We start from the raw sequence: 22,865 nt of genomic DNA on the forward strand, positions 1-22,865 counted from the left end.
CCTTTTTCTTTAGCAAAAAGGGGGATTTACCTTCCCCCGCGGTGCCCCTTTCCTCGCGCCCTCTCAGACTGAGCTACAGTTAAGGCTTAACTTTATGCGTAAGTTTTTAAGCTGATGCGGGAGAAATCATGCAATTTACACAATTTGGAACCACCGGGCTGAACGTGTCGCGCCTGTGCCTCGGCTGTATGACCTACGGTGAACCTTCACGCGGGAAACACGCCTGGACACTGCCGGAAGAGAGCAGCCGCCCTCTCATCAAACAGGCGATAGACGCCGGCATCAATTTCTTCGACACCGCCAACAGTTATTCCGACGGCAGTAGCGAAGAAATCGTCGGTAGAGTCCTGGGTGAATACTTGAAGCGTGACCAGTACGTGCTGGCGACCAAGGTGTTCTTCCCGCTTTCCAACCTCAAGGGCGGACTGTCGCGTGCGTCGATTATGCAATCCATCGACGACAGCCTGAAACGACTGGGCACCGACTACGTTGACCTGCTGCAAATCCACCGCTGGGATTACGACACGCCTATCGAAGAGACGCTGGAGGCGCTCAACGACGTGGTTAAGGCCGGGAAGGCACGTTTTATTGGCGCATCATCGATGCACGCAGCGCAGTTCAGGCAGGCACTGGATCTGCAGCAACAGCACGGCTTTGCCTCATTCGTTTCGATGCAGGACCAGTACAATCTTATCCAGCGCGAGGAAGAAAAAGAGATGCATCCGCTGTGCCTCGAGAGAAACATCGCGGTGCTGCCCTGGAGCCCGCTGGCACGCGGACGACTCACTCGCCCATGGGGTGAAAGCACCGCGCGTTCCGTTTCCGATGAGGTGATCCCAACGCTGTACGGCGATACCGAAGAGGCGGATGCCAAAATTGCCGAACGGGTTGCCAAAATCGCCGAAGACCACGGCGTTCCCCGTGCCCAAATCGCCCTGGCGTGGATCCTGAGCAAACCGGTGGTCACCGCACCCATTATCGGAGCATCACGCGCCGGGCATTTGGAAGATGCAATAGCCGCACTGGACGTGGTGTTGAGTATTGAAGAGATTGCCGAGCTGGAGATGGCCTATCAGCCACATCAGGCGACAGGCTTTAAATAATTTCAAGACTCGTTAAAAGCAAAACGGGCGTCGGGGAAAACCTCAGACGCCCGTTTTTTATTGCGCTACCGATTAAAGCAGGCCGGTTGGCCAGTGATGTCCGATGAAATAGATAATCGCCGCGCCGATGACCCCGGCCACCACGTCATCAATCATGATACCCATACCGCCCTGCACGTTGCGGTCGAACCAGCGGATCGGCCACGGCTTCCAGATATCCAGCACGCGGAATACCACGAAACCTATCACCACCCACTGCCAATCATTGGTCGGCAACGCCATGAGGGTTATCCACATGCCGACAAACTCATCCCATACGATGCTGCCGTGGTCGTGAACCCGCATGTCTTTTGCCGTCTGGCGACACAGGTATACGCCGATACAGATGCTGAACATCACCACCAGCGAGTAAACCTGCCACGGTAAATAGGTCAGCACAATCCAGAACGGGATTGCCGCAATCGACCCTGCGGTACCCGGTCCCACCGGGAACAGACCGCTGCCGAAACCGGTCGCCAACAGGTGCCACGGGTTGCGCAAGTTCAGCCTTTTTTTTGCTGCCGCCATATCCACTGCGTCATTGCCGGTGCGGCCCTTGTGGCGCATCGGACGTTTCTTGCTTCCTGCGTTGCCGCGAGCGTTATTTTCGACGGTCATGAGGCAACCTCCTGTGCGAAATGATCGAATCCCTGCCATTCAAGCTCTACGGTTTCACCGGAGCGCTGATATTTAATGCCTTCGGAAAGCGGCGCAATTTGGCCGACGCAGGTGAAGCGCACGCCCAGCTGTGCCAGCGCAACTTCCAGCGCTCCCCGGTTGATTTCCGGCACCGTGAAGCACAGTTCGTAATCTTCTCCCCCGGTAAGCGCCCACTTCACCGCTTGCTCAGGGTCGACGTACTGCTGCATCTCCTGCGAGTATGGCAGCAAATCGAGGTCGATACGTGCACCACAGTCGCTGGCCTTGAGAATATGGCGTAGATCAGAGATAAGGCCGTCGGAAATATCAATAGCAGAGTTCGCCAGCTGACGTAGCGCCTGGCCTTGTAAAACGCGGGGCTGGGGACGCAGATGACGTTTAATTAATGCCTGACTCGCCTTGTCGTCATTGACCGCGAGGCGGTCCTGCAGGATGGCGAGTCCGGCGGCACTGTCACCGAGGGTGCCGGTGACGAAGATCCAGTCGCCTACCCGTGCGCCGCTGCGCAACAGCGCGCGTCCTGCCGGAACCAGGCCCTGAATGGTCAGCGTCATGCTTAACGGGCCGCGCGTCGTATCGCCGCCAATCAGCTGCATGCCGTAATAATCGAGTTGTTCAAACAGGCTGTCACTGAAGGCTTCAAGCCAGTCGGTATTGACCTCCGGCAGCGTTAACGCCAGTGAAACCCAGGCCGGATCGGCACCCATCGCGGCCAAATCGCTGAGGTTAACGGCCAGCGCTTTATAGCCTAAATCGGCGGGTGAAATGGTTTTGAGGAAGTGAATGCCTTCGACAAGGGTGTCGGTACTGACTGCTATTTGCTGCTTGTCAGTGACGGTCAGCAGGGCGCAGTCATCGCCAATGCCTAACTGTACATCCTGACGAGCCGTTCTATAACGGTTGAAATAGCGCGCAATTAAATCAAATTCGCCGCATGCCATAGTATTATTCCAAAAAATTTCGATCCTGCGTTTTACAATGCATTAAGGCCGGATATCCGGCCTTAATGAAACGCGTTCTTTGATGAGGAACGTTACTTCTTACGAATGTGCGGGCCTGCTTTGTCCAGCACACCGTTGACAAACTTGTGGCTGTCTTCTGCACCGAAGGTTTTAGCCAGTTCGATAGCTTCGTTGATAGCCACTTTGTAAGGAACGTCCTGACGCTTGCTCAACTCAAACAGTGCCAGACGCAGAATTGCACGTTCAACCTGACCCAGTTCATCGAGCTGACGAGACAAATACGGAGCCATCAGCGCGTCGAGCTTGTCGGCCGTGGTGGCAACACCAGACAGCAGCTCACGGAAATAGGTAATGTCGACATCTTTGACATCCTGCTCGGTCAGGAACTGTAATTCAACATCGGCGATGTCGTTTTTAGACAACTGCCAAGAGTAAAGCGCCTGAACGGCACATTCACGGGCGCGGCGACGAGCAGCAGGTTTCACGGAATTCCCCTTAACTAGATTCAGGCCTTGATGGCCTTGATAACGTTGATCATTTCAAGCGCGGTAAGGGCAGCTTCTGCACCTTTGTTACCGGCTTTGGTTCCCGCGCGTTCGATGGCTTGTTCAATGCTTTCTGTTGTCAGCACACCAAAGGCAACCGGAATTTCACTGTTCATCGCAACGCTGGACAGGCCAGAGCTGCATTCGCCAGCAACGAATTCAAAATGGGCGGTACCCCCACGGATAACAGTGCCCAGCGCGATGACGGCGTCATACTTTTTGCTGTTAGCCAGCGCACGTGTCGCAAGCGGCAGTTCATAAGCACCTGGAACCCATACAACGGTGATGTTGTCGTCTGCAACTTGGCCAATACGTTTCAACGCATCAATCGCGCCAGAAAGCAGGCTGTCGTTGATGAAATTGTTAAAACGGGCAATCGCGATGGCTATTTTCGCGTTAGGAGTTGCTACAACACCTTCAATAACGTTCATAGAGTTTCCTTAGGATGGGTTAAATCATTATGTTTTTATTAAAAACTTAATACTAATAGCGTCGACCCAGCCCATGCTTAGCCGCAGGGGGGCGGATTCTATCATATTATTCCCCTGCCTGGACACACGGTTTTGTAAACCTGCTCAGACAGAGACAAATATGGGTCACGCGTCAGGCCTTAATAGACCGGTTTCATGCGTAAACGCAGATCGGGTCCTACCTGACGAACGTCGCTAAATTCGAAGGTGGGCGCATCGGCCAGTTTTTCGAGTCCCGGCAGCACGCACAGTCCGCGAGCGCTGTCGCCCAACAGTTTCGGCGCCATATAAACAATCAGCTCATCGACCAGTCCGGCCTGCAACAGCGCGCCAGCCAGCTCGGCACCGGCCTCGACCCACACCGAATTCACCTGACGCTTCGCCAGTTGCATCATCAGAATCACCAGATCGACGCGGTTGCTCGACGTCGCAGGCACCAGCAACTGCTGGGTGGATTCCGGCCAGACGTGGTCATCGGCCTGCAAGCGCGCCAGCAGCGTTTCACCGGGTTGCTGCACCAGCTTATGCTGAGGCGTCACGCGGTTTTGGCTGTCGACAATGACGCGCAGCGGCTGACGCACGCCCTCGGTGGAGGCAAACTCTGACGGATACTGGCGCTGCGTCTCTTCGCCCAGCTCGCTCCAGCGCACGGTCAGCGACGGATCGTCGGCCAGCACCGTCGCACTTGAACTCAGAATGGCCGAACTCTCCGCGCGAAAACGCTGCACGTCCTGACGCGCCGCTGCCGAGGTGATCCATTGGCTTTCGCCAGAGGCCATAGCGGTTCTACCGTCAATCGAAGCAGCCATTTTCAATTGGACGTAAGGGAAACCGGTGCGCATACGCTTGAGGAACCCGAGATTCACGCTTTCGGCCTGACTCAACATCAAACCATTGCTTACCTCGACGCCCGCCTCTTTGAGGCGATAGAGGCCGCGACCGGCAACCTCGGGGTTAGGGTCCTGCATGGCGGCCACCACGCGAGACACGCCCGCCGCAAGCAGCGCGTCGGCGCACGGCGGCGTGCGGCCATGGTGGCTACAGGGTTCTAGCGTGACATAGGCGGTCGCGCCACGAGCACGCTCACCGGCCATGCGCAGCGCGTGGACCTCGGCGTGTGGGCCACCGGCCTTAAGGTGGAAGCCTTCTCCAACGATTTCACCGTCGCGCACGATAACGCAGCCGACGTTAGGGTTTGGCGTTGTGGTAAAGCGCCCTTTGCGCGCAAGTTCAAAGGCGCGCGCCATATAGAAATCGTCGTTAAACATAGCCTTCCCTGTTGTGGTGAACGGAGTCGTAAGTAGCGGGATTAATCCTGAAGTCGCGCGATCTCTTCGCCGAACTCACGGATGTCTTCAAAGCTGCGATAAACGGACGCAAAGCGGATATAGGCCACTTTATCGAGGCCTTTCAATGCGTCCATCACCAGATTACCAATCATTTTGGCAGGCACTTCACGCTCTCCGGTGGCGCGAAGCTGAGATTTGATATGGCTGATCGCCATTTCAACGTCGTCCGAGCTGACCGGCCGCTTCTCGAGCGCCTTGAGGAAACCGCTACGAAGTTTATCTTCATTAAACGGTTCACGGACCTCGTTACTCTTGATAACCCGCGGCATCACGAGCTCTGCCACCTCAAAGGTGGTGAAGCGCTCGCTGCATACCAGACACTGGCGACGGCGGCGGACCTGTGATCCATCGCCCACCAGGCGTGAATCTATAACTTTCGTGTCAACGGCGGCACAAAATGGACAATGCATAGAACTTCCTGCTCGGATATTATCTGGACAGTAGTTTACCCCGAAGTGCCGCGACAACAAAGGCTGTCGCAACGTCGGCGCACTATCGTGATAAACTTTGGCACTAACTCTTGTATCAGTATAGAAATCTGAATAAAGGACATCAGGTCAATGACTCCCTCTTATCGTGCCATTCTCGCCTTAACCGCCCTGTTCAGTTTGGCTGGATGTGCGGCGCAAAATCCTGAAGTATCGACCCTGACGACCGAAGTTAATCAGCTGAATCAGAAACTTGATCGTCTGACCGATCTCGCGGGTGCGCTTGAGCATCAGACTACGCTCAATCGCCAGTCTACCAACGGTGTCTATTTGCTGCCGCAGGCCAAAACACCTGCCCTACTGAACACCGATTTTGCCCAACTGAGCCTTTCACTGGACTCGATTGCGCAAGACAGTACCGGCACCAGCGCTGTATTAAAAATTAAGTCTACCTCGGGCAAAGCGCTGCCTGCCTTCAGCGCCGTCGTCGACTGGGGTCAGATTGACCAGGTGACCGGCAAGCCGCTGACCGTCGATATGCAGTCTCAGGTTATTACCGTTACTCCGAGACTGCTTCCGTCGAGCGAGCAGACCACCGAAGTACGCTTTAGCAATATCACACCAGAAACGCTGGGATTCGTTCACCTGCACCACCTGACGCTGATTCCAGAAGGCAATGCGGACGCCAAACCCTAACGCCGCTTTTGCCCAATAAAAAAGCCTCGCAGCGAACTGCGAGGCTTTTTTTTACATCAAATCAATCGACCCTTCCTGCGAGGGGCCTGCCGTGCTTAAGGAAGAAGTGAGGGCTGATCCGCCCCTTCCTTCTCGACCTTCTGCTGCAGCATATGTTCACGCTTCATGCCCAGCTTCAGAGCCAGCGCAGAGGCAACATAGATTGAAGAAACGGTACCGATGGTCACACCAATCAACATCGTCAGTGAGAAGCCTGCAAGCAGAGGACCCCCGAAGATGTAAAGCATCAGCACAACCATCAGCGTGGTCGCCGAGGTCATGATGGTGCGGCTTAGCGTTTGGGTCAGGGACACGTTCATGATTTCGTAAGAGTTACCGCGGCGGATCTTGCGGAAGTTCTCACGAATACGGTCCGATACCACGATACTGTCGTTCAGAGAGTAACCGATGACCGACATCAGAGATGCCACGATGGTCAGGTCAATTTCAATCTTAAACAGCGACAGCACGCCCATAGTAATGACGACGTCGTGCGCCAGTGCGATAACCGCCCCCAACGCCAGTCGCCATTCAAAACGGAAACCGACGTAAATCAGGATACAGATCAACGCAAGCAGCAGCGCCATGCCACCGGCCTGCGCCAGATCACTCCCGACGCTTGGGCCGACAAACTCGATACGTTTAACGGTCGCGGTTTTGTCAACATCGGCGTTAATCAGGCTGATGACCTTGTTACCCAGTTCCTGACCGGCACTGTCGGAAGACAGCGGTGGTAAACGAACTACCACGTCACGGCTGCTGCCGAAGTTCTGCACGATCGGGTCTTTGAAACCGGCCGTCGCCAGCGAATCTCGCATAGTGTCGAGATTAGCGGGCTGAGACAGGGTGATTTCAATGACCGTACCACCGGTAAAGTCCAGACCCCAGTTAAACCCGCGAACACCCATAATCGCGATAGAGGCGATTAACAACAGGCCTGAGATACAGAAAGCCACGTTGTCCCAGCGCATGAAGTCGATGACTTTACGGCCGTAGTTTAGTTGTTCAACAGTATATTCTTGCTGTGCCACAACGCACTCCTCAGATAGACAGCTTTTTGATGCGTTTGCCGCCGTAAAGCATGTTGACGATGGCACGTGTACCGACGATCGACGTAAACATAGAGGTTGCAACACCGATAGCGGTGGTGATTGCAAAGCCCTTAATCGATCCCGTACCGACCGCATACAGAATAATTGCCGTGATCAACGTCGTGACGTTTGCATCGACGATACTGGAGAACGCACCGCTGTAGCCCTCATGGATGGCCTGCTGAACGGAACGCCCGTTACGCAGTTCTTCCTTGATACGCTCGTTAATCAGTACGTTGGCGTCAACCGCCACCGCCAGCGTCAGTACGATACCCGCAATACCCGGCATGGTCAGCGTCGCGCCCGGCAGCAGGGACATGATCCCGACAATCAGCACCAGGTTGACGATAAGCGCGGTTGTCGCAATCACACCAAACTTACGGTAGAACACCACCATGAACAGGATTGATGCCAGCAGGCCCCACAGACAAGCTTCCAGACCCTGAGTAATGTTTTGCGCACCCATGGTTGGACCGATGGTCCGCTCTTCAACAATCTGAATTGGCGCAATCAACGCACCGGCGCGCAGCAGCAGTGACAGCTGACGAGCCTGATTTGGATCGTTCACACCGGTGATACGGAAGCTGTTACCCAGGCGTGACTGAATGGTCGCGACGTTAATAACTTCTTCCTGCTTCGCCAGAATGGCACGACCGTTAGCGTCTTTCTTGCCGCTGTCCTTGTACTCCACAAACAGGGTCGCCATCGGCTTGCCGATGTTGTCCTTAGTGAAGTTGGACATGATGTTACCGCCCGCGCTGTCGAGGGAAATATTAACCTGGGGTTGGTTATATTCGTCCTGACTTGAGGTGGAGTCGGTGATGTGGTCACCGGTCAAAATCACGCGCTTGTACAGCACAACCGGCTGGCCGTCCTGCATCAGCTTGACTTCGCTGTCGCCAGGGACACGTCCGCTGGCCGCTGCAGTAGCGTCAACGTTGGTGTTAACCAGACGGAACTCAAGCGTTGCGGTCGCACCCAGAATCTCTTTGGCACGCGCCGTGTCCTGAATACCCGGCAGCTCGACGACGATACGGTCAGAACCCTGACGCTGTACCAACGGCTCGGCAACACCCAGCTGGTTCACACGGTTACGCAGAATGTTGATGTTCTGCTGTACGGCGTACTCTTTGGCTTCGCTCAGGCGGTCATCGGTCATCACGATACGGATATCGTTGTCACCGCTGTTGGTGAATACCAGGTCACGATGGCGAGGCGCCAGATAGCCTGCAGCTTTGTCGCGGGTCGCGGAATCACGGAAAGTCAGCACCACGCCGTAGTTGTCGGCCTTACGAACCGTGGCATAAGGAATGCTCTGGTCACGCAGGTCGCTACGCATGTTGTCCATGGTCTGCTCTTGCAGTTTGCCCAGTGCAGTATCCATGTCGACTTCCATCAGGAAGTGCACGCCGCCGCGCAGGTCGAGGCCCAGTTTCATAGGCTCGGCACCCAGCATGGTCAGCCAAGAAGGCGTCGCAGGAGCCAGGTTCAGTGCAATAACAAATTTGTCACCCAGCGCCGCGGTGAGGGCATCGCGGGCACGCAGCTGAACGTCGGTGTCATTGAATCGCGCAAGGATTGAGCCGTTTTCTAGCGCAATAGACTTGCTGACGAGTTTATCTTTATTCAGTACATCTCTGACTTGGTCCAGCGTTGCAACACTGGCGTCGGAACCCCGAGCGCCAGTAATTTGAACAGCCGGATCCTCACCATAAAGGTTGGGAAGCGCATAAAGCAGTCCGACGATAATCACGAAGATCAGCATCAGATACTTCCACAAAGGATAACGGTTTAACACGGCAGTTCCCTTCGGGAAAATCAAAAATTAAAGCGCCTTCATCGTACCTTTCGGCAGAACGGCAGCCACGAAGTCACGCTTGATCATCACTTCCGTGGTGTCGTTCAGCGCGATAACAACGTAACCGGTTTCGGCTACTTTGCTTACGCGACCGATCAGACCGCCGGTTGTCATGACTTCATCACCTTTACCGATGGAGTCCATCAGTTTTTTGTGCTCTTTAGAACGTTTTTGCTGCGGGCGCAGGATCATGAAATAGAAAATCAGACCAAATACCACCAGCATGATAACCAGAGAGTAAGGACTTCCCTGTGACGGTGCGCCAGTAGCTGCGACGGCATCAGAAATGAAAAGACTCATTTAAATTCCCTCATTGTTGTTATAAAACAAGTTGTTAATAAAATACTAAAAAAAATCTTTGCCGCCGAACAGTCAAATCCTCTTACTCTAAGGAGAAAGAGGATCTCTTGCTCGACCTCAGAAGTTTAAAGGCGGAACCGGCTTGCCTTGTCGCTCGTAAAATTCAGTCACAAACTGCTCTAATTTACCTTCTTCGATAGCCTGGCGTAAACCGGCCATCAGACGCTGATAATAACGCAGGTTGTGGATGGTATTTAAGCGCGCACCCAGTATTTCGTTGCAACGGTCGAGATGATGCAAGTAGGCACGGCTATAATTGCGACACGTATAGCAATCACAGTGTTCATCCAGGGTCGAGGTGTCATCTTTATGCTTGGCATTGCGGATTTTCACCACCCCGTCGGTCACAAACAGGTGTCCGTTACGGGCGTTACGCGTTGGCATCACGCAGTCGAACATATCAACACCGCGACGCACGCCTTCGACCAAGTCCTGCGGCTTGCCCACGCCCATCAGGTAGCGCGGTTTGTCTTCAGGAATCTGCGGACAAACGTGCTCAAGGATACGGTGCATGTCCTCTTTTGGCTCGCCGACAGCCAAACCGCCCACAGCGTAACCATCAAAGCCGATATCTACCAGCCCTTTTATCGATACATCTCGTAAATCTTCGTAAACGCTGCCCTGAATAATTCCGAATAACGCATTGTTATTTTTCAGTTCGTCGTGGCGATCGCGACTACGTTTTGCCCAACGCAGGGACATTTCCATCGAACGTTTGGCGTAATCCCAGTCAGCAGGATACGGCGTACATTCGTCGAAGATCATCACGATGTCAGAACCGAGATCGTTCTGAATCTCCATCGACTTTTCAGGACTGAGGAACACCGGATCGCCGTTGATCGGGTTGCGGAAGTGCACGCCCTCTTCTTTAATCTTGCGCATTGCGCCCAGGCTGAACACCTGGAAGCCGCCGGAATCGGTCAGGATTGGGCCATGCCAGTTCATGAAATCATGCAGGTCGCCGTGAAGCTTCATGATTTCCTGACCCGGGCGCAGCCACAGGTGGAAGGTGTTACCGAGCAGGATCTGTGCGCCGGTGTCTTTGACTTCTTCCGGCGTCATGCCTTTTACCGTGCCGTAGGTGCCCACAGGCATAAAGGCTGGCGTTTCAACCACGCCACGTTCAAACACCAGACGACCACGACGCGCGCGGCCATCGGTAGTTTGTAATTCGTACTTCATTTTCACGTTCTTCTCCACACCGGAAAAACAGTCCGATAGCTTTATCCTCTATCTTTCAACATGCTGCGCGGTGGGCTGCATGTTGAAATATTTTGGATAATTTTGGGGATGTTCCCAAAGATAGCCCACCAATGGGCAGATAAAAAACTACTCGCCGACCACTTCTTGTGGTGCCAGCGGGTTACGGTGGATGAACATAGCATCACCATAACTAAAGAAACGGTACTCTTCCGCTACCGCCTGATGATAGGCGTTAATGGTATTTTTATAGCCTGCAAACGCGGAAACCAGCATGATCAGCGTCGATTCTGGCAGGTGGAAATTGGTGATCAGCACATCAATGACCTGGTATTCATAACCTGGGAAAATAAAGATACTGGTATCACCGTAGAAAGGGGCGATAAGACCGTCTTTGCAGGCGTTGGCCGCACTCTCGAGCGAACGTACCGAGGTGGTGCCTACGGCCACCACGCGATTACCGCGCGCCTTACAGGCAAGAACGGCATCGACGACTTCCTGAGGAACCTCGGCGTACTCGGCGTGCATCACATGCTTTTCAATGGTCTCGACGCGCACCGGCTGGAAGGTGCCTGCCCCAACGTGCAGCGTAACGAACGCCAGCTCGACGCCTTTCTCTTTCAGCGCGTCCATCAGCGGCCGATCAAAGTGCAGTCCAGCGGTCGGCGCCGCCACGGCGCCTAAACGCTCGCTGTAAACCGTTTGATAAAGCTCACGGTCGGCGTCTTCGTCCGGGCGATCGATATAAGGTGGCAGCGGCATATGGCCGATTTCATCGAGCAGAGTAAAGACATCTTTATCTTCATTAAATTCCAACTCGAACAGCGTGTCGTGGCGCGCGACCATGGTCGCCTTGATGTTTTCGGCGTCGCCCAGCAGCAGTTCTGCGCCCGGCTTGGGTGCTTTGGAGGCACGAACGTGTGCCAGCACGCGGTGTGAATCGAGAACGCGCTCGACCAGCACCTCAATCTTGCCGCCGCTCGCCTTGCGACCGAATACGCGCGCAGGAATAACGCGGGTATTGTTGAAAACCAGCAGGTCGCCCGGGTTCAGTTTATCCAGCACATCTGTAAAGATACCGTGCGTCAGTTCTCCGGTCGGTCCGTCCAGAGACAGTAAACGACACCCGCTGCGCTGACTTTGCGGGTAGCGAGCAATCAGGGACTCAGGAAGTTCGAACGTAAAATCGGCAACGCGCATAGCTGATATTTCCACATTAACTTAAGATATTAATCTTTTATCCAGACAGCTCGCGTTGCAAGAAGGCGGCAGGCTCGCCCCTCCCCAAGATGTGACTCAAGTCAGTGACCAGGGTGAGCGGGCGTGGCCAACGCATCTGCTGCATGAGAGTTGCAGGATAAAACAGGCGGCTTAGTCTAGAGCTAGCGGGTTGCCCCTGCAAGCTTTCACCGGAATAAATCAGGAAACCCTGGGGTAATTTTCAGGATAAAGACGTTATACTGCCGGAATGAATTTTCTCGCACACCTTCATCTGGCCAAATTGGCCGACAGTTCGCTATTGGGAAACCTGATGGCCGACTTCGTTCGCGGCAACCCCGAGGGGCTTTACGCCAGCGCGGTGACTGACGGTATCCGCATGCATCGTCGCGTTGACGTGATGACCGACTCCCTGCCGGAAGTCAAAGTTGCCCGCGAGTTTTTCAGTGCCGATTACCGCCGCGTCGCGCCCATCACGCTCGACGTCGTATGGGACCATTTCCTGTCGCTGCACTGGGACAAACTGTGCCCTGACACGCCGCTGCCGCTCTTTATCAACCAGTGTCGGCAGCAAATCGAGCCAAACCTGGCAGAGACCCCAGAGCGTTTTCGTAACCTTAACCTCTACCTCTGGCCGCAGCGCTGGATGGAGCGCTATGCTGACTTATCCTTTATTAAGGATGTATTACAAGGCATGGCCAATCGACGCCCGAGGCTCGCAGCCTTAGCGGGCTCTTTTTATGACGTAGAGCGCGAATATGCCCAGCTAGAGCGACAGTTCTGGCAGTTTTATCCGCAAATGATGCAACAGGCGCGCGAGAAGCAGATCTAGATCACAGTTGATAGCCGAGTGCTATCTGATCGATTGGTCCCATGGGGTTTATTCCCCTACTCGTTGCCCTTATACTGACCGCTGATTTCATCACCCCTCTTCATTTACCTATACTAGAAAGGAGTTTTTATGGTTCTGGTAACGCGTCCGGCCCCAGATTTTACCGCAGCAGCTGTACTTGGCAGCGGCGAAGTTGTTGAAAACTTCAACTTTAAAAAACATACCGCGGGTAAAGCCACCGTTGTGTTCTTTTGGCCAATGGACTTCACTTTCGTGTGCCCATCCGAGTTGATCGCTTTCGACAAGCGTTACGAAGAATTCCAGTCTAAAGGCGTTGAAGTTGTTGGCGTTTCTTTCGACTCTGAGTTTGTTCACAACGCATGGCGTAACACCCCGGTTGAGAATGGCGGCATCGGCAAAGTGAAATACGCGATGGTTGCTGACATTAAACGTGAAATCCAGAAAGCCTACGGCATCGAACACCCAGAAGCGGGCGTTGCACTGCGTGGTTCTTTCCTGATCGATGATAAAGGTATCGTGCGTCACCAGGTTGTTAACGACCTGCCGCTGGGCCGTAACATCGACGAAATGCTGCGTATGGTTGACGCACTGCAATTCCACGAAGAGCACGGTGAAGTTTGCCCGGCTCAGTGGGAAAAAGGTAAAAAAGGTATGGACGCTTCTCCAACTGGCGTTGCTGCTTACCTGTCTGAGAACGCTGTTAACCTGTAATCGTTTCGATTATCGGCATCAGCCAATCCCCTTTTACCGAAACGGTCAGCCTTGCTGGCCGTTTTTTTATGCCCGGATAATTTTCGCCCCGCCACACTTTTGCCTTTCTGCTGATACTCCTGCTTGCCTTTATTCCTTAAATGTTAAATAACATAAGAGCTTACCGATGTTATTTCATTGGATCCGTTTTTTTCAAAAAAACACACTGACAGGGTATAAACAGGAGTTGTTATGTCTTTAAAGCACTGGGCAAGGCCGTTAGCCGTACCATTAACCGTAGGCGCACTGCTGGTGAGTGGCGCTCTGCACGCGGCGTCAGCCCCGGCAGTTGAAGCCAAAAATGGTATGGTCGTTACTTCGCAATACCTGGCCTCGCAGGTTGGCGTTGATATCCTCAAAAAAGGCGGTAATGCTATTGATGCCGCAGTAGCCGTTGGCTATGCCGAAGCGGTGGTTAACCCGTGCTGCGGCAATATTGGCGGCGGCGGCTTTATGACCGTCCATCTGGCCGATGGAAAAGATACTTTCATTAACTTCCGTGAAATGGCACCTGCGGCTGCCAGCGCCAATATGTACCTCGACGCACAGGGGAATATCAAAAAAGGCGCCAGCCTGTACGGTTATCTCGCCGTCGGCGTGCCGGGCACGGTGATGGGTCTGGATCACGCCCAGCGTGAATACGGTAAACTCACGCGCGCCCAGGTAATGGCTCCGGCCATCAAGCTCGCGCGTCAAGGATTTGTGCTGACCCGCGCCGATACCGACATCCTCGACACCAAAACGGCCAAGTTCAAAGACCAGCCTGACGTGGCGAAAATCTTCCTGAGAAAAGACGGCACGCCTTTGCAGCCGGGCGATCGACTGGTTCAGAAAGACCTCGCCAACACGCTGGAAGCAATTTCAAAACGTGGCCCCGACGCTTTCTACAAAGGCAAAATCCCGGCCGCGGTCGAGGCAGCCTCCAAAAAAGGCGGCGGTATTATCACCGCCGCCGACTTTGCCAACTACAAGGTCACTGAAACCGCACCGGTCACCTGTAGCTATCGCGGCTACAAGTTTGTCTCTGCACCACCGCCGAGCTCAGGCGGCGTCACGCTGTGTGAAACTTTGAATATTCTTGAAGGTTACGACCTGAAGAGCATGGGCTTCAACTCGGCGGCGTCGATTCACTATTTGACTGAAGCAATGCGTCATGCCTACATGGACCGCAACACCTTCCTCGGCGATCCGGCGTTCGTGAAGAACCCGGTCGACCGTCTGCTGAGCAAGAGCTACGCGGCAGATATTCGCAAGAAGATTGAGGCCGATAAGGCAACGCCTTCTTCTCAGGTGCAGCCTGGCATGGAACCGCACGAGAAGCCTGAGACCACGCATTACTCGATTGTAGATAAAGACGGCAATGCGGTTTCAACCACTTACACCATTAATGGTCTGTTTGGTTCAATAGAGATTGCACCGGGTACCGGCTTCTTCCTTAACGACGAGATGGACGATTTCACCAGCAAGGTCGGTGAGAAAAACATGTATGGTCTGGTGCAGGGCAGCAAGAACGCCATTGCCCCCGGTAAGCGCCCACTATCATCGATGAGCCCGAGTTTAATCACTAAAGACGGCAAAACCTTTATGGTTCTCGGTTCACCGGGCGGGTCTCGCATCATCACCATCACGCTGGAAACGGCGCTTAACGTGATTGACTACGGCATGCCTCCACAGGAAGCGGTCAACGCCCCGCGCATTCACCACCAGTGGCTGCCTGACGAGGTCTATTACGAGCAGCGCGGGGTGTCGGCCGACAGCCTCAACCTGCTGCAGAAGATGGGCTACAAGATGGTCGAGCAGACCCCTTGGGGAGCAGCGGAGCTGATTATGGTCGGGTTGCCGGGTGCGGCGGGCGTGACCCCGCAGAGTTCGGGTAATGATGCGGCGGTATCGGGAAAAGTGCGCGAAGGCTATCTGTACGGTGCCAACGACGTACGTCGTCCTGCGGGCGCGGCGATCGGTTACTGATTGGCCGCGCGCGCTATGGGGTGCGCTCCCTAATCACAGCAACATAGATGACCCGATAAGCCATGTTAAAAAGGGAGGTAAGCACTTGCTTACCTCCCTTTCTTATTGCCGTGTTAGCGCCGTTATCCGGCTTTGTTGCGCGATTTAATCCAGTAGCTCACCAGCAGCGCCAGAACCCAAACACCGCCCGCGTAGAGCGACATACGGGTATCTGGGAAGTAACCAATCAGTCCGATGATGAAGAACAGGAAGATGATGGCCACAATCGAGGTGAAGATACCGCCGCGCATCGGGAATTCCAGCTCGGCAATCTGCTGACGGCTCAGCTTGAGGCGGAAGCCAATCTGCGAGAACAGAATCATTATCCATACCCACACGGTGGCAAAGGTAGCCAACGAGGCAATCACCAGGAACACGCTTTCCGGCATGATGTAGTTCAAGTACACCGCAACCAGCAGTGCAGCCATCATCACGATAACCGTCATAAACGGCGTACCGCGGCGGGAAACTTTGCTGAACACCTGAGGCGCCTGCCCCTGTACCGCCATGCCGTGCAGCATTCGGCCCACGCCAAAGATATCGGCGTTAATTGCCGATAGCGACGCGGTGATGACCACAAAGTTAAGAATCGTCGCGGCGGCAGCGATGCCCATATGCTGGAAGGTCAGTACGAACGGACTGCCCTGCGTCCCGACCAGGTTCCATGGGAAGATGGACATGATAACAAACAGTGTTCCCATGTAGAAAACCAAAATACGCCATGGCACGGAGTTGATGGCTTTAGGAATGGTTTTCTTTGGGTCTTCCGCTTCACCGGCTGTGATACCGATGATTTCGATACCGCCGTAGGCAAACATCACCATTTGTAATGACAGTATGGTCCCCATGATACCGTGGCTAAAGAATCCACCGTGGCTCCACAGGTTGCTGATGCCGGTCGGGTGACCGCCGTTGCCAATACCCCAGATAATGATGCCCAGACCGGCTGCAATCATCACGATGATGGTCAGAACTTTGAAGAACGAGAACCAGAACTCCAGCTCACCGAACACCTTGACGCTCATCATGTTGATACCGCCGATGATGAGCACTACGCTGAGCACCCACATCCAGTGCGGTACGTCGGGGAACCAGACCCCCATGTAGATGCCGAAGGCCGTCACGTCGGCGATGCCGACAATCAGAATTTCGAAGCAGTAAGTCCAGCCGGTGATGTAGCCAGCCAGCGGCCCCAGGTAATCCTGTGCATAGCGTGAAAACGAGCCGGTCTGGGGGTTATTCACCGACATCTCGCCCAGCGCGCGCATAATGATAAAAGCAATAATCCCGCCGACCAGATAAGCCAGCAGCACGCTTGGGCCTGCCATTTTAATAGCGTCAGCCGAGCCGTAGAACAGGCCAGTACCGATAGCCGACCCCAACGCCATAAAGCGAATATGTCGGGTGCTCAGTCCGCGTTTAAGCGAAGTTGAGGGTGTCTCAGCCGACTGTGTATCTAGAGAGTGTTGCATTCAAAAATTCCAAATCATAAAGCGCGGTCTAAAAACGAGATGATGGAGAAATTCCATCCCCCTGTGCCAACGAAAAAGCCACGGAAACAATTCCGTGGCCTAAATTGGCGAAAGCTTAATCAACGCTGTTGCCACTGATTATATGGCAGACAGTTAGCGCTCATTACTGATGCGCTGTCACTTTACGCTCACCGCACACCTTGTCGTAAACCGCAACCAGCACCAGCATCAGAATGGACGGCGGTAACCACGCCAGTCCCTGCTCTGCCAGTGGCAATTTCGTGGTCCATGCAGGCAGCATGGTGGCAAACGTTGAAGTCTTGATGCCGTCGATGATACCGAAAATCAGACTCACCAGCATTACCGGCGCGATAATACGCGACGAGCTATTCCACCAGCGCAGTGTAAAGCTCAGGACAATCAGAACAATACACGGCGGATAAATGGCGGTCAGCACCGGAATAGAAATCTGGATCAGGTGGCTCAGACCCAGGTTTGAAACCAGCATAGAGAACAGGCCCAGAATAAATACCAGCGTCTTGTAAGACAGCGGCAGATACTGTGAGAAGAACTCGGCGCAGGCACAGGTCAGGCCAACAGCCGTGACCATACAGGCGATAAAGATAAGCGCCGCCAGGAAGAAGCTGCCGATGCCACCAAAGGTTTGCTGAACGTAGCTGTGCAGAATAACCGCACCGTTCTGGGCCTGAGGCACCAGGGAGGCGGTATTCTCACCCATTTTGAACAGGCTGAGGTATACCAGCAGCAGGCCCACACCGGCAATCAGGCCCGCCCAGATGGTGTAACGGGTCAGCAGTTTGGCGTCTTTCACGCCGCGAGAACGCGCCGCGTTAACGATAACAATGCCGAATACCAGCGCACCCAGGGTGTCCATGGTCAGATAACCGTTCACGAAACCGTTTGAGAACGGCTGGGTCTGGTAGGCTTCGGTGGCAGGCAGTGGCTGACCGGCAGGCCACAGGACGGCGGCAATACCCAGAACAGCCAGAGCAGCAATTTTCAGCGGTGCCAGAACGTGCCCAACGGTATCGAGCAGACGACCCGGATAGAGGGAGATGCCGATGACCAGCACAAAGTAAATCAGGCTGTAAACCAGCAGAGGGGTTGCACCGTCACCGGTCAGTGGAGCGATACCGACTTCAAAAGAAACGGTCGCGGTGCGCGGCGTGGCAAACAACGGCCCGACGGCCAGATAGCAGACGGTGGCCAGTAGCAGACCGGCTTTACGGCCAATTGGCGTACTCAGCGCGTCGATACCGCCACCCACGCGAGCCAGCGCGACCACGGTCATGACCGGTAGGCCCACGGCAGTAATCATAAAGCCGAATGCCGCCCACCAAACGTGGTGGCCAGCCTGCAAACCGACCATCGGTGGGAAAATGATGTTCCCCGCGCCGACGAATAAGGCAAAGGTCATAAAGCCCAGTGCCAGAATATCTTTGGTTGTTAAACGATGACTCATGATGGATGTCGTGATGCCTGTGCAAAATGAATAAAAGTGTCCGATGCTGACACTCGGCTCAAATTCCGAGGAGAATCCCTGAACCCTGGATGGCGCAAGTGGCCCAATCCAACGTACGAGAGTGAGCTGAAAACGCCTGACGATATGTTAAAAAACGACGTTATTATGCAGGGGTTGTGCGAGTGGCAGCGGCGCTAAGGTACGCTTTTATAGTGCATGAAGGCAAGTCTTGATCCCAAAAGCAGAGTCATCAACTGGATTTAAAAGGCACAACAGAGAGATTAACTGGATATAGACACAAAATCACCACATGATGCGTATGTTTTTTGAGCGACAAATGACTATTTTAAGCTTTAATGAAATGAAAAGTGCGTGAAACAACCAATTTATAGCCAATTCACGCACAATTATGCGGTGCATTCTTAACCATTACGCAACAACTCAATTTGCAATAGCCAAGTTTTTGATCTCCCTGCACTATTAAAGCGTAGACAAAGCGCAGAGATTTCGAGCTACCGCAAGGCAGCGACTAAGCTCATCCCCAGGAACTTACATCAGTAAGTGACTGGGGTGAGCGAAGGAAGCGAACGCCGCTGTAGCTCGAAAGATCAAGCTTTACCAAATCTTAGCGGCTAAATCGACCACTAGCTTCAGCTTATCCCACTGTTGCTTCTCGCTCAGACTGTTACCTTCTTCGGTAGAAGCGAAGCCACACTGCGGGCTTAGGCAGATCTGGTTGATGTCTAGATATTCGCTCGCTTCCTTGATACGTGCTTCCACGTCTTTCGCCTGCTCTAGCTCACCGGTTTTGGTGGTAATCAGGCCCAGTACTGCCTGCTGGTGACCCGGCTTGATGAAGCGTAGAGGCTCGAAGCCGCCTGCACGTTCGTTGTCGTATTCCAGGAAGAAACGGTCGATGTTCACGGTACCGAATAAGATTTCGGCTACCGGCTCATAACCGCCTTCGGAAATCCAGGTTGAGCGGAAGTTCCCGCGACACACATGCAGACCAATGATCAGGTCGTCAGGCTTGCCTTCAATCGCCTTGTTTAATACGCGCGCATAAGTTTTGGCCAGCACCTGCGGGTCATCACCGCGTGCCACAATCTGCTTCTTCTGATCTTCAGAGCACAGGTAGGCCCAGACGGTGTCGTCCAACTGCAGGTAACGGCAGCCTGCGTCATAGAAGGCTTTAATCGCGTCACGGTAAACCTGCGCCAGATCGTCAAAGTAGTCTTCCAGGTTTGGATATACATTTTTTACCGCATCGCGGTTATAACGAAAGTGCATCACGCTTGGGCTAGGAATGGTCATCTTCGCTACCGCGTCGCCGCTGATGCTTTTCAGGAAATGAAAATGCTCCAGCATTGGGTGGTCGCCAAAGGCAATCTTATCGACCACTTTGATGCTGCGTGATTTAGTCTGCACGCCGTTGAACTGAATACCCTGCTCTGCATCATAACCTTCAACGCCCTGCAGGCCTTCGAAGAAGTCAAAGTGCCACCACGCACGGCGGAATTCGCCGTCAGTGACCACTTGCAGACCGGCTTCGCGCTGCTGTTCTACCACACGACGGATTTCGGTGTCTTCCACCGCACGCAGCTGCTGCGCATCGATTTCACCGTCTTTGAACTGCTGACGGGCTTTTTTCAGTGCTTCCGGACGCAGGAAGCTACCAACAACTTCGGCACGATAGACTGGGTTTGGCTGTGACATTTTCAACTCCTGACAAACGCTTCGGCGCGTTACGCCGCTGCAATTAATTAAAGGGTAGCCCAAGGTCAAAGCGAGTTAGTTCACAATGTGAATAGTTACTTTGAGTGATATATAGACTTCTGGATGTCTAAACGGCTTAAAGGCTATGCTGCCATGAATAGTCTTCATCACAAAACGAGTAATTTTCACATCACTTGAAAAATATTCATGATCACGTGTGATGATTTCATTTTGAATGAAATCGACGAGGCATTTTGCGGGAGAGTGAAAAAGAAAACGGGCCATCAAAGGCCCGTTTAAGGTAAGCGTCAGTGCTTAACACGCTGGTTCTCAGCGGGTGCGTTAGTGACTATCAGCCGGTTAGGCAGCGTGAACATAAAGCGGGTACCGACACCGACCTCACTGTCAATATCCAGACGGGAATGATGATGGCTCAGTGCGTGCTTCACGATAGCCAGCCCGAGGCCGCTGCCACCGGTCTGACGCGAACGCGCCTTGTCTACCCGATAGAATCGCTCGGTGAGACGCGGAATATGCTGCGGAGCAATGCCCGGCCCGTTGTCACTGACCTGAAACTGTGCGCCCTGCGCCGTCTGCTGCCAGCTCACCTCAATGCGCGTGCCGGGCGGCGTATGGTTCACCGAGTTATACACCAGATTCGATACCGCACTGCGCAGCTGCTCGTCGTTGCCAAACACCTTGAGATGTTCGTTAATCTTGAACACGATTTCGTGGCGTCCAGCGCTCAGCGCAGCAACCTCGTGCTCCAGCATGCCCAGCATGCCCGGGATATCGACTTTTTCCTGTAGATCGATATTGGTGGCAGCCTCGATGCGCGATAGCGTCAGCAGCTGTTTGACCAAACCGTCCATCCGCCGCGTCTGCTCCTGCATAGTGTCCAGTGCCTTGCTCCGGAAAGGCTCCTCCAGCGTGGAATCGTCCATCATCTCCAGATAGCCCTGCAAGACGGTCAACGGTGTGCGTAGCTCGTGGCTCACGTTGGCGAAGAAGTTGCGTCTGGCCCCTTCGAGCTGGCGCATTTGCGTCACGTCGCGGGCCACCATTAGCAGTTGTCCTTCCGAATACGGCATGATTCGAAACTCGACGTAGTGCTCATTATTAAGGTGCAGCGTCAGCGGGCGGGTAAAATCTCGACTCTGCACCCAAACACGCAGTTCAGGATAGCGCAGCAGGTTAAACAGGTGCTGGCCGTTGTCTTCCGGCCAGCGGAAGCCCAGAAGCTCCTGAGCCAGGCCGTTACACCAGAAAATATTGCCCTCTTCGGTGGTCAATACCACGGCATCAGGGAGCGATTCCGCCCCGCTGCGAAAACGTTTAATCAACAGCGCCAGCTCGCGTCGCCGGCGGCGATTTCGCATCTGCATCTGATTAAGGCCATAGAACAGCGGTTCCCAGCTCCATAGTCCACTAGGAGGGGTAATGCTGCGATCGAGCCACAGCCAGTGGGAAAGCTTTAGTTGGTTAAAATAGTTCCAACCCAACGCCGCTAGCACGGAAGCCAGCAGCAGCCAGGGCAGATAACCAATAAAAATGGCGAGGATAAGCGCAGGACAGCAGAACATAAACAGTTCACCAGCCAGACGCCTCCAGGATAATCGTTCTAACACACAGTATCTCCGCTGTGAGTGATAGAGATGCCTACCCAATATCTTTCATGTTGCCTGCGCATCTGCAACATGAAAGATGAAGGGTATTAGTAGCGAGTCGAGAACCTGTAGCCTGTTCCGCGAACCGTCTGGATCATGCGGTCGTGCCCACTGGTTTCCAACGCTTTACGCAGGCGACGGATATGCACATCAACCGTGCGATCCTCTACATAAACGTTAGTGCCCCAGACGTTATTGAGCAACTGTTCACGGCTATAGACGCGCTCAGAGTGCGTCATGAAGAAGTGCAGCAGTTTGAATTCGGTTGGGCCCATGTCCAACGCCAGCTCGTTCGCCATAACGCGATGCGAGGATGGGTCAAGGCTAAGGCCTTGCATATCAATGACTTCCTCGACCGCCATTGGAGAGATGCGGCGCATAACGGCCTTAATACGGGCCACCAGCTCTTTGGGAGAGAAGGGTTTGGTAATGTAATCATCGGCGCCGACTTCGAGCCCACGCACACGGTCTTCCTCTTCACCTCTTGCGGTGAGCATCATCACCGGAATATCTCGGGTCAGCGCTTCGCGTTTAAGGTGTTTGATAAACTGAATGCCTGACCCACCGGGCAACATCCAATCCAGCAAAATTAACTCAGGGTAAGGTTCAATCAGACGATTGACCGCCGAGTCGAAATCTTCAGCTTCAATGGCCTGATAACCATTCTGCTCAAGCACAAAACAAACCATTTCACGGATCGGTGCTTCGTCTTCCACAACTAATATGCGTCTAGCCATTTTGATAGCCTGCCAAATAAGTTAGCGAACTTAATTTTGATTTCGGGCGTCATTATGCGTCACTTTTGTGACAGATTTATGAAAAGAATTTACGCTGCGTTTAAGTGTAGCCAAGGCGTTATTTTTGACCCAGGCATTTGTCATTGAAAAGGTTTTTCGGCG

Annotated in this window: 21 protein-coding genes; 5 read left to right on the forward strand and 16 right to left on the reverse strand. The window is 53.8% G+C overall.

Going from position 1 to position 22,865, the window contains the following annotated elements; all coding sequences use genetic code 11:
- Positions 1-128: 128 nt before the first annotated feature.
- Positions 129-1,103, forward strand: coding sequence for an aldo/keto reductase (locus BS640_RS03890; protein WP_017489825.1), 975 nt, complete (start codon positions 129-131; stop codon positions 1,101-1,103).
- A gap of 72 nt (positions 1,104-1,175) precedes the next feature.
- Here BS640_RS03890 and pgpA read toward each other — a convergent pair whose 3' ends face one another.
- The 6 genes from pgpA to nrdR all read right to left on the reverse strand — a co-directional run bounded on the left by pgpA (position 1,176) and on the right by nrdR (position 5,538).
- Entirely contained in the window at positions 1,176-1,670 is a 495-nt protein-coding gene (gene pgpA, locus BS640_RS03895) for a phosphatidylglycerophosphatase A (protein ID WP_026110245.1), read from the reverse strand.
- 86 nt (positions 1,671-1,756) lie between these two features.
- Positions 1,757-2,743 carry a thiamine-phosphate kinase gene (gene thiL, locus BS640_RS03900; protein ID WP_017489827.1) on the reverse strand — a complete coding sequence of 329 codons (987 nt, stop codon included), beginning with the start codon at positions 2,741-2,743 and terminating at the stop codon, positions 1,757-1,759.
- A gap of 92 nt (positions 2,744-2,835) precedes the next feature.
- On the reverse strand, positions 2,836-3,249 hold the full coding sequence (nusB, locus tag BS640_RS03905; protein ID WP_017489828.1) for a transcription antitermination factor NusB: 414 nt from the start codon (positions 3,247-3,249) through the stop codon (positions 2,836-2,838).
- Between the two features lie 20 nt (positions 3,250-3,269).
- A complete protein-coding gene (gene ribH, locus BS640_RS03910; RefSeq protein WP_017489829.1) occupies positions 3,270-3,740 on the reverse strand; it encodes a 6,7-dimethyl-8-ribityllumazine synthase in 471 nt (156 codons plus the stop codon).
- A gap of 179 nt (positions 3,741-3,919) precedes the next feature.
- A complete protein-coding gene (ribD, locus tag BS640_RS03915; RefSeq protein ID WP_017489830.1) occupies positions 3,920-5,047 on the reverse strand; it encodes a bifunctional diaminohydroxyphosphoribosylaminopyrimidine deaminase/5-amino-6-(5-phosphoribosylamino)uracil reductase RibD in 1,128 nt (375 codons plus the stop codon).
- A gap of 41 nt (positions 5,048-5,088) precedes the next feature.
- On the reverse strand, positions 5,089-5,538 hold the full coding sequence (nrdR, locus tag BS640_RS03920; RefSeq protein ID WP_009638660.1) for a transcriptional regulator NrdR: 450 nt from the start codon (positions 5,536-5,538) through the stop codon (positions 5,089-5,091).
- Positions 5,539-5,688: 150 nt separating this feature from the next.
- Between nrdR and BS640_RS03925 the strand changes: the two genes are divergently transcribed.
- Positions 5,689-6,252 (forward strand): DUF3251 domain-containing protein, encoded by a 564-nt coding sequence (locus BS640_RS03925; RefSeq protein WP_017489831.1) that lies wholly within the window; start codon positions 5,689-5,691, stop codon positions 6,250-6,252.
- Positions 6,253-6,347: 95 nt separating this feature from the next.
- Here BS640_RS03925 and secF read toward each other — a convergent pair whose 3' ends face one another.
- The 5 genes from secF to queA form a co-directional block, all read right to left on the reverse strand.
- Entirely contained in the window at positions 6,348-7,262 is a 915-nt protein-coding gene (gene secF, locus BS640_RS03930) for a protein translocase subunit SecF (protein ID WP_051040038.1), read from the reverse strand.
- Positions 7,263-7,332: 70 nt separating this feature from the next.
- The gene (gene secD, locus BS640_RS03935; RefSeq protein ID WP_084911957.1) at positions 7,333-9,180 is read right to left on the reverse strand and encodes a protein translocase subunit SecD; all 1,848 of its coding nucleotides are present in this window, start codon (positions 9,178-9,180) and stop codon (positions 7,333-7,335) included.
- 27 nt (positions 9,181-9,207) lie between these two features.
- Entirely contained in the window at positions 9,208-9,540 is a 333-nt protein-coding gene (gene yajC / locus BS640_RS03940) for a preprotein translocase subunit YajC (protein ID WP_017489833.1), read from the reverse strand.
- A gap of 117 nt (positions 9,541-9,657) precedes the next feature.
- Positions 9,658-10,782 carry a tRNA guanosine(34) transglycosylase Tgt gene (gene tgt, locus BS640_RS03945; protein WP_017489834.1) on the reverse strand — a complete coding sequence of 375 codons (1,125 nt, stop codon included), beginning with the start codon at positions 10,780-10,782 and terminating at the stop codon, positions 9,658-9,660.
- Positions 10,783-10,929: 147 nt separating this feature from the next.
- On the reverse strand, positions 10,930-12,000 hold the full coding sequence (queA, locus tag BS640_RS03950) for a tRNA preQ1(34) S-adenosylmethionine ribosyltransferase-isomerase QueA (protein ID WP_017489835.1): 1,071 nt from the start codon (positions 11,998-12,000) through the stop codon (positions 10,930-10,932).
- Between the two features lie 268 nt (positions 12,001-12,268).
- Here queA and BS640_RS03955 point away from each other — a divergent pair, with 268 nt between their 5' ends.
- The 3 genes from BS640_RS03955 (at position 12,269) to ggt (ending at position 15,589) form a co-directional block, all read left to right on the forward strand.
- The gene (locus BS640_RS03955) at positions 12,269-12,850 is read left to right on the forward strand and encodes an ACP phosphodiesterase (RefSeq protein ID WP_017489836.1); all 582 of its coding nucleotides are present in this window, start codon (positions 12,269-12,271) and stop codon (positions 12,848-12,850) included.
- 129 nt (positions 12,851-12,979) lie between these two features.
- Entirely contained in the window at positions 12,980-13,582 is a 603-nt protein-coding gene (locus tag BS640_RS03960) for a peroxiredoxin C (RefSeq protein ID WP_017489837.1), read from the forward strand.
- A gap of 231 nt (positions 13,583-13,813) precedes the next feature.
- Complete coding sequence (gene ggt, locus BS640_RS03965) at positions 13,814-15,589, forward strand: gamma-glutamyltransferase (RefSeq protein ID WP_017489838.1); 1,776 nt, start codon at positions 13,814-13,816, stop codon at positions 15,587-15,589.
- Between the two features lie 122 nt (positions 15,590-15,711).
- Here ggt and proY read toward each other — a convergent pair whose 3' ends face one another.
- From proY to phoB, 5 genes are all read right to left on the reverse strand, one after another.
- Entirely contained in the window at positions 15,712-17,100 is a 1,389-nt protein-coding gene (gene proY, locus BS640_RS03970) for a proline-specific permease ProY (protein ID WP_026110246.1), read from the reverse strand.
- A gap of 163 nt (positions 17,101-17,263) precedes the next feature.
- Positions 17,264-18,583: a branched-chain amino acid transport system II carrier protein gene (brnQ, locus tag BS640_RS03975; RefSeq protein ID WP_084911960.1), complete on the reverse strand. Its 1,320-nt coding sequence runs from the start codon at positions 18,581-18,583 to the stop codon at positions 17,264-17,266.
- A 615-nt stretch (positions 18,584-19,198) separates the two neighbouring features.
- Complete coding sequence (locus BS640_RS03980; RefSeq protein WP_017489841.1) at positions 19,199-20,299, reverse strand: cobalamin-independent methionine synthase II family protein; 1,101 nt, start codon at positions 20,297-20,299, stop codon at positions 19,199-19,201.
- 308 nt (positions 20,300-20,607) lie between these two features.
- A complete protein-coding gene (gene phoR, locus BS640_RS03985) occupies positions 20,608-21,927 on the reverse strand; it encodes a phosphate regulon sensor histidine kinase PhoR (protein ID WP_084911962.1) in 1,320 nt (439 codons plus the stop codon).
- Positions 21,928-22,013: 86 nt separating this feature from the next.
- Positions 22,014-22,703, reverse strand: a complete 690-nt coding sequence (phoB, locus tag BS640_RS03990; protein WP_017489843.1) for a phosphate response regulator transcription factor PhoB — start codon at positions 22,701-22,703, stop codon at positions 22,014-22,016.
- Positions 22,704-22,865: the final 162 nt, after the last annotated feature.

It is taken from the genome of Rouxiella badensis, from assembly GCF_002093665.1.
In the GTDB taxonomy this organism is placed as follows: Bacteria; Pseudomonadota; Gammaproteobacteria; order Enterobacterales; family Enterobacteriaceae; genus Rouxiella; species Rouxiella badensis.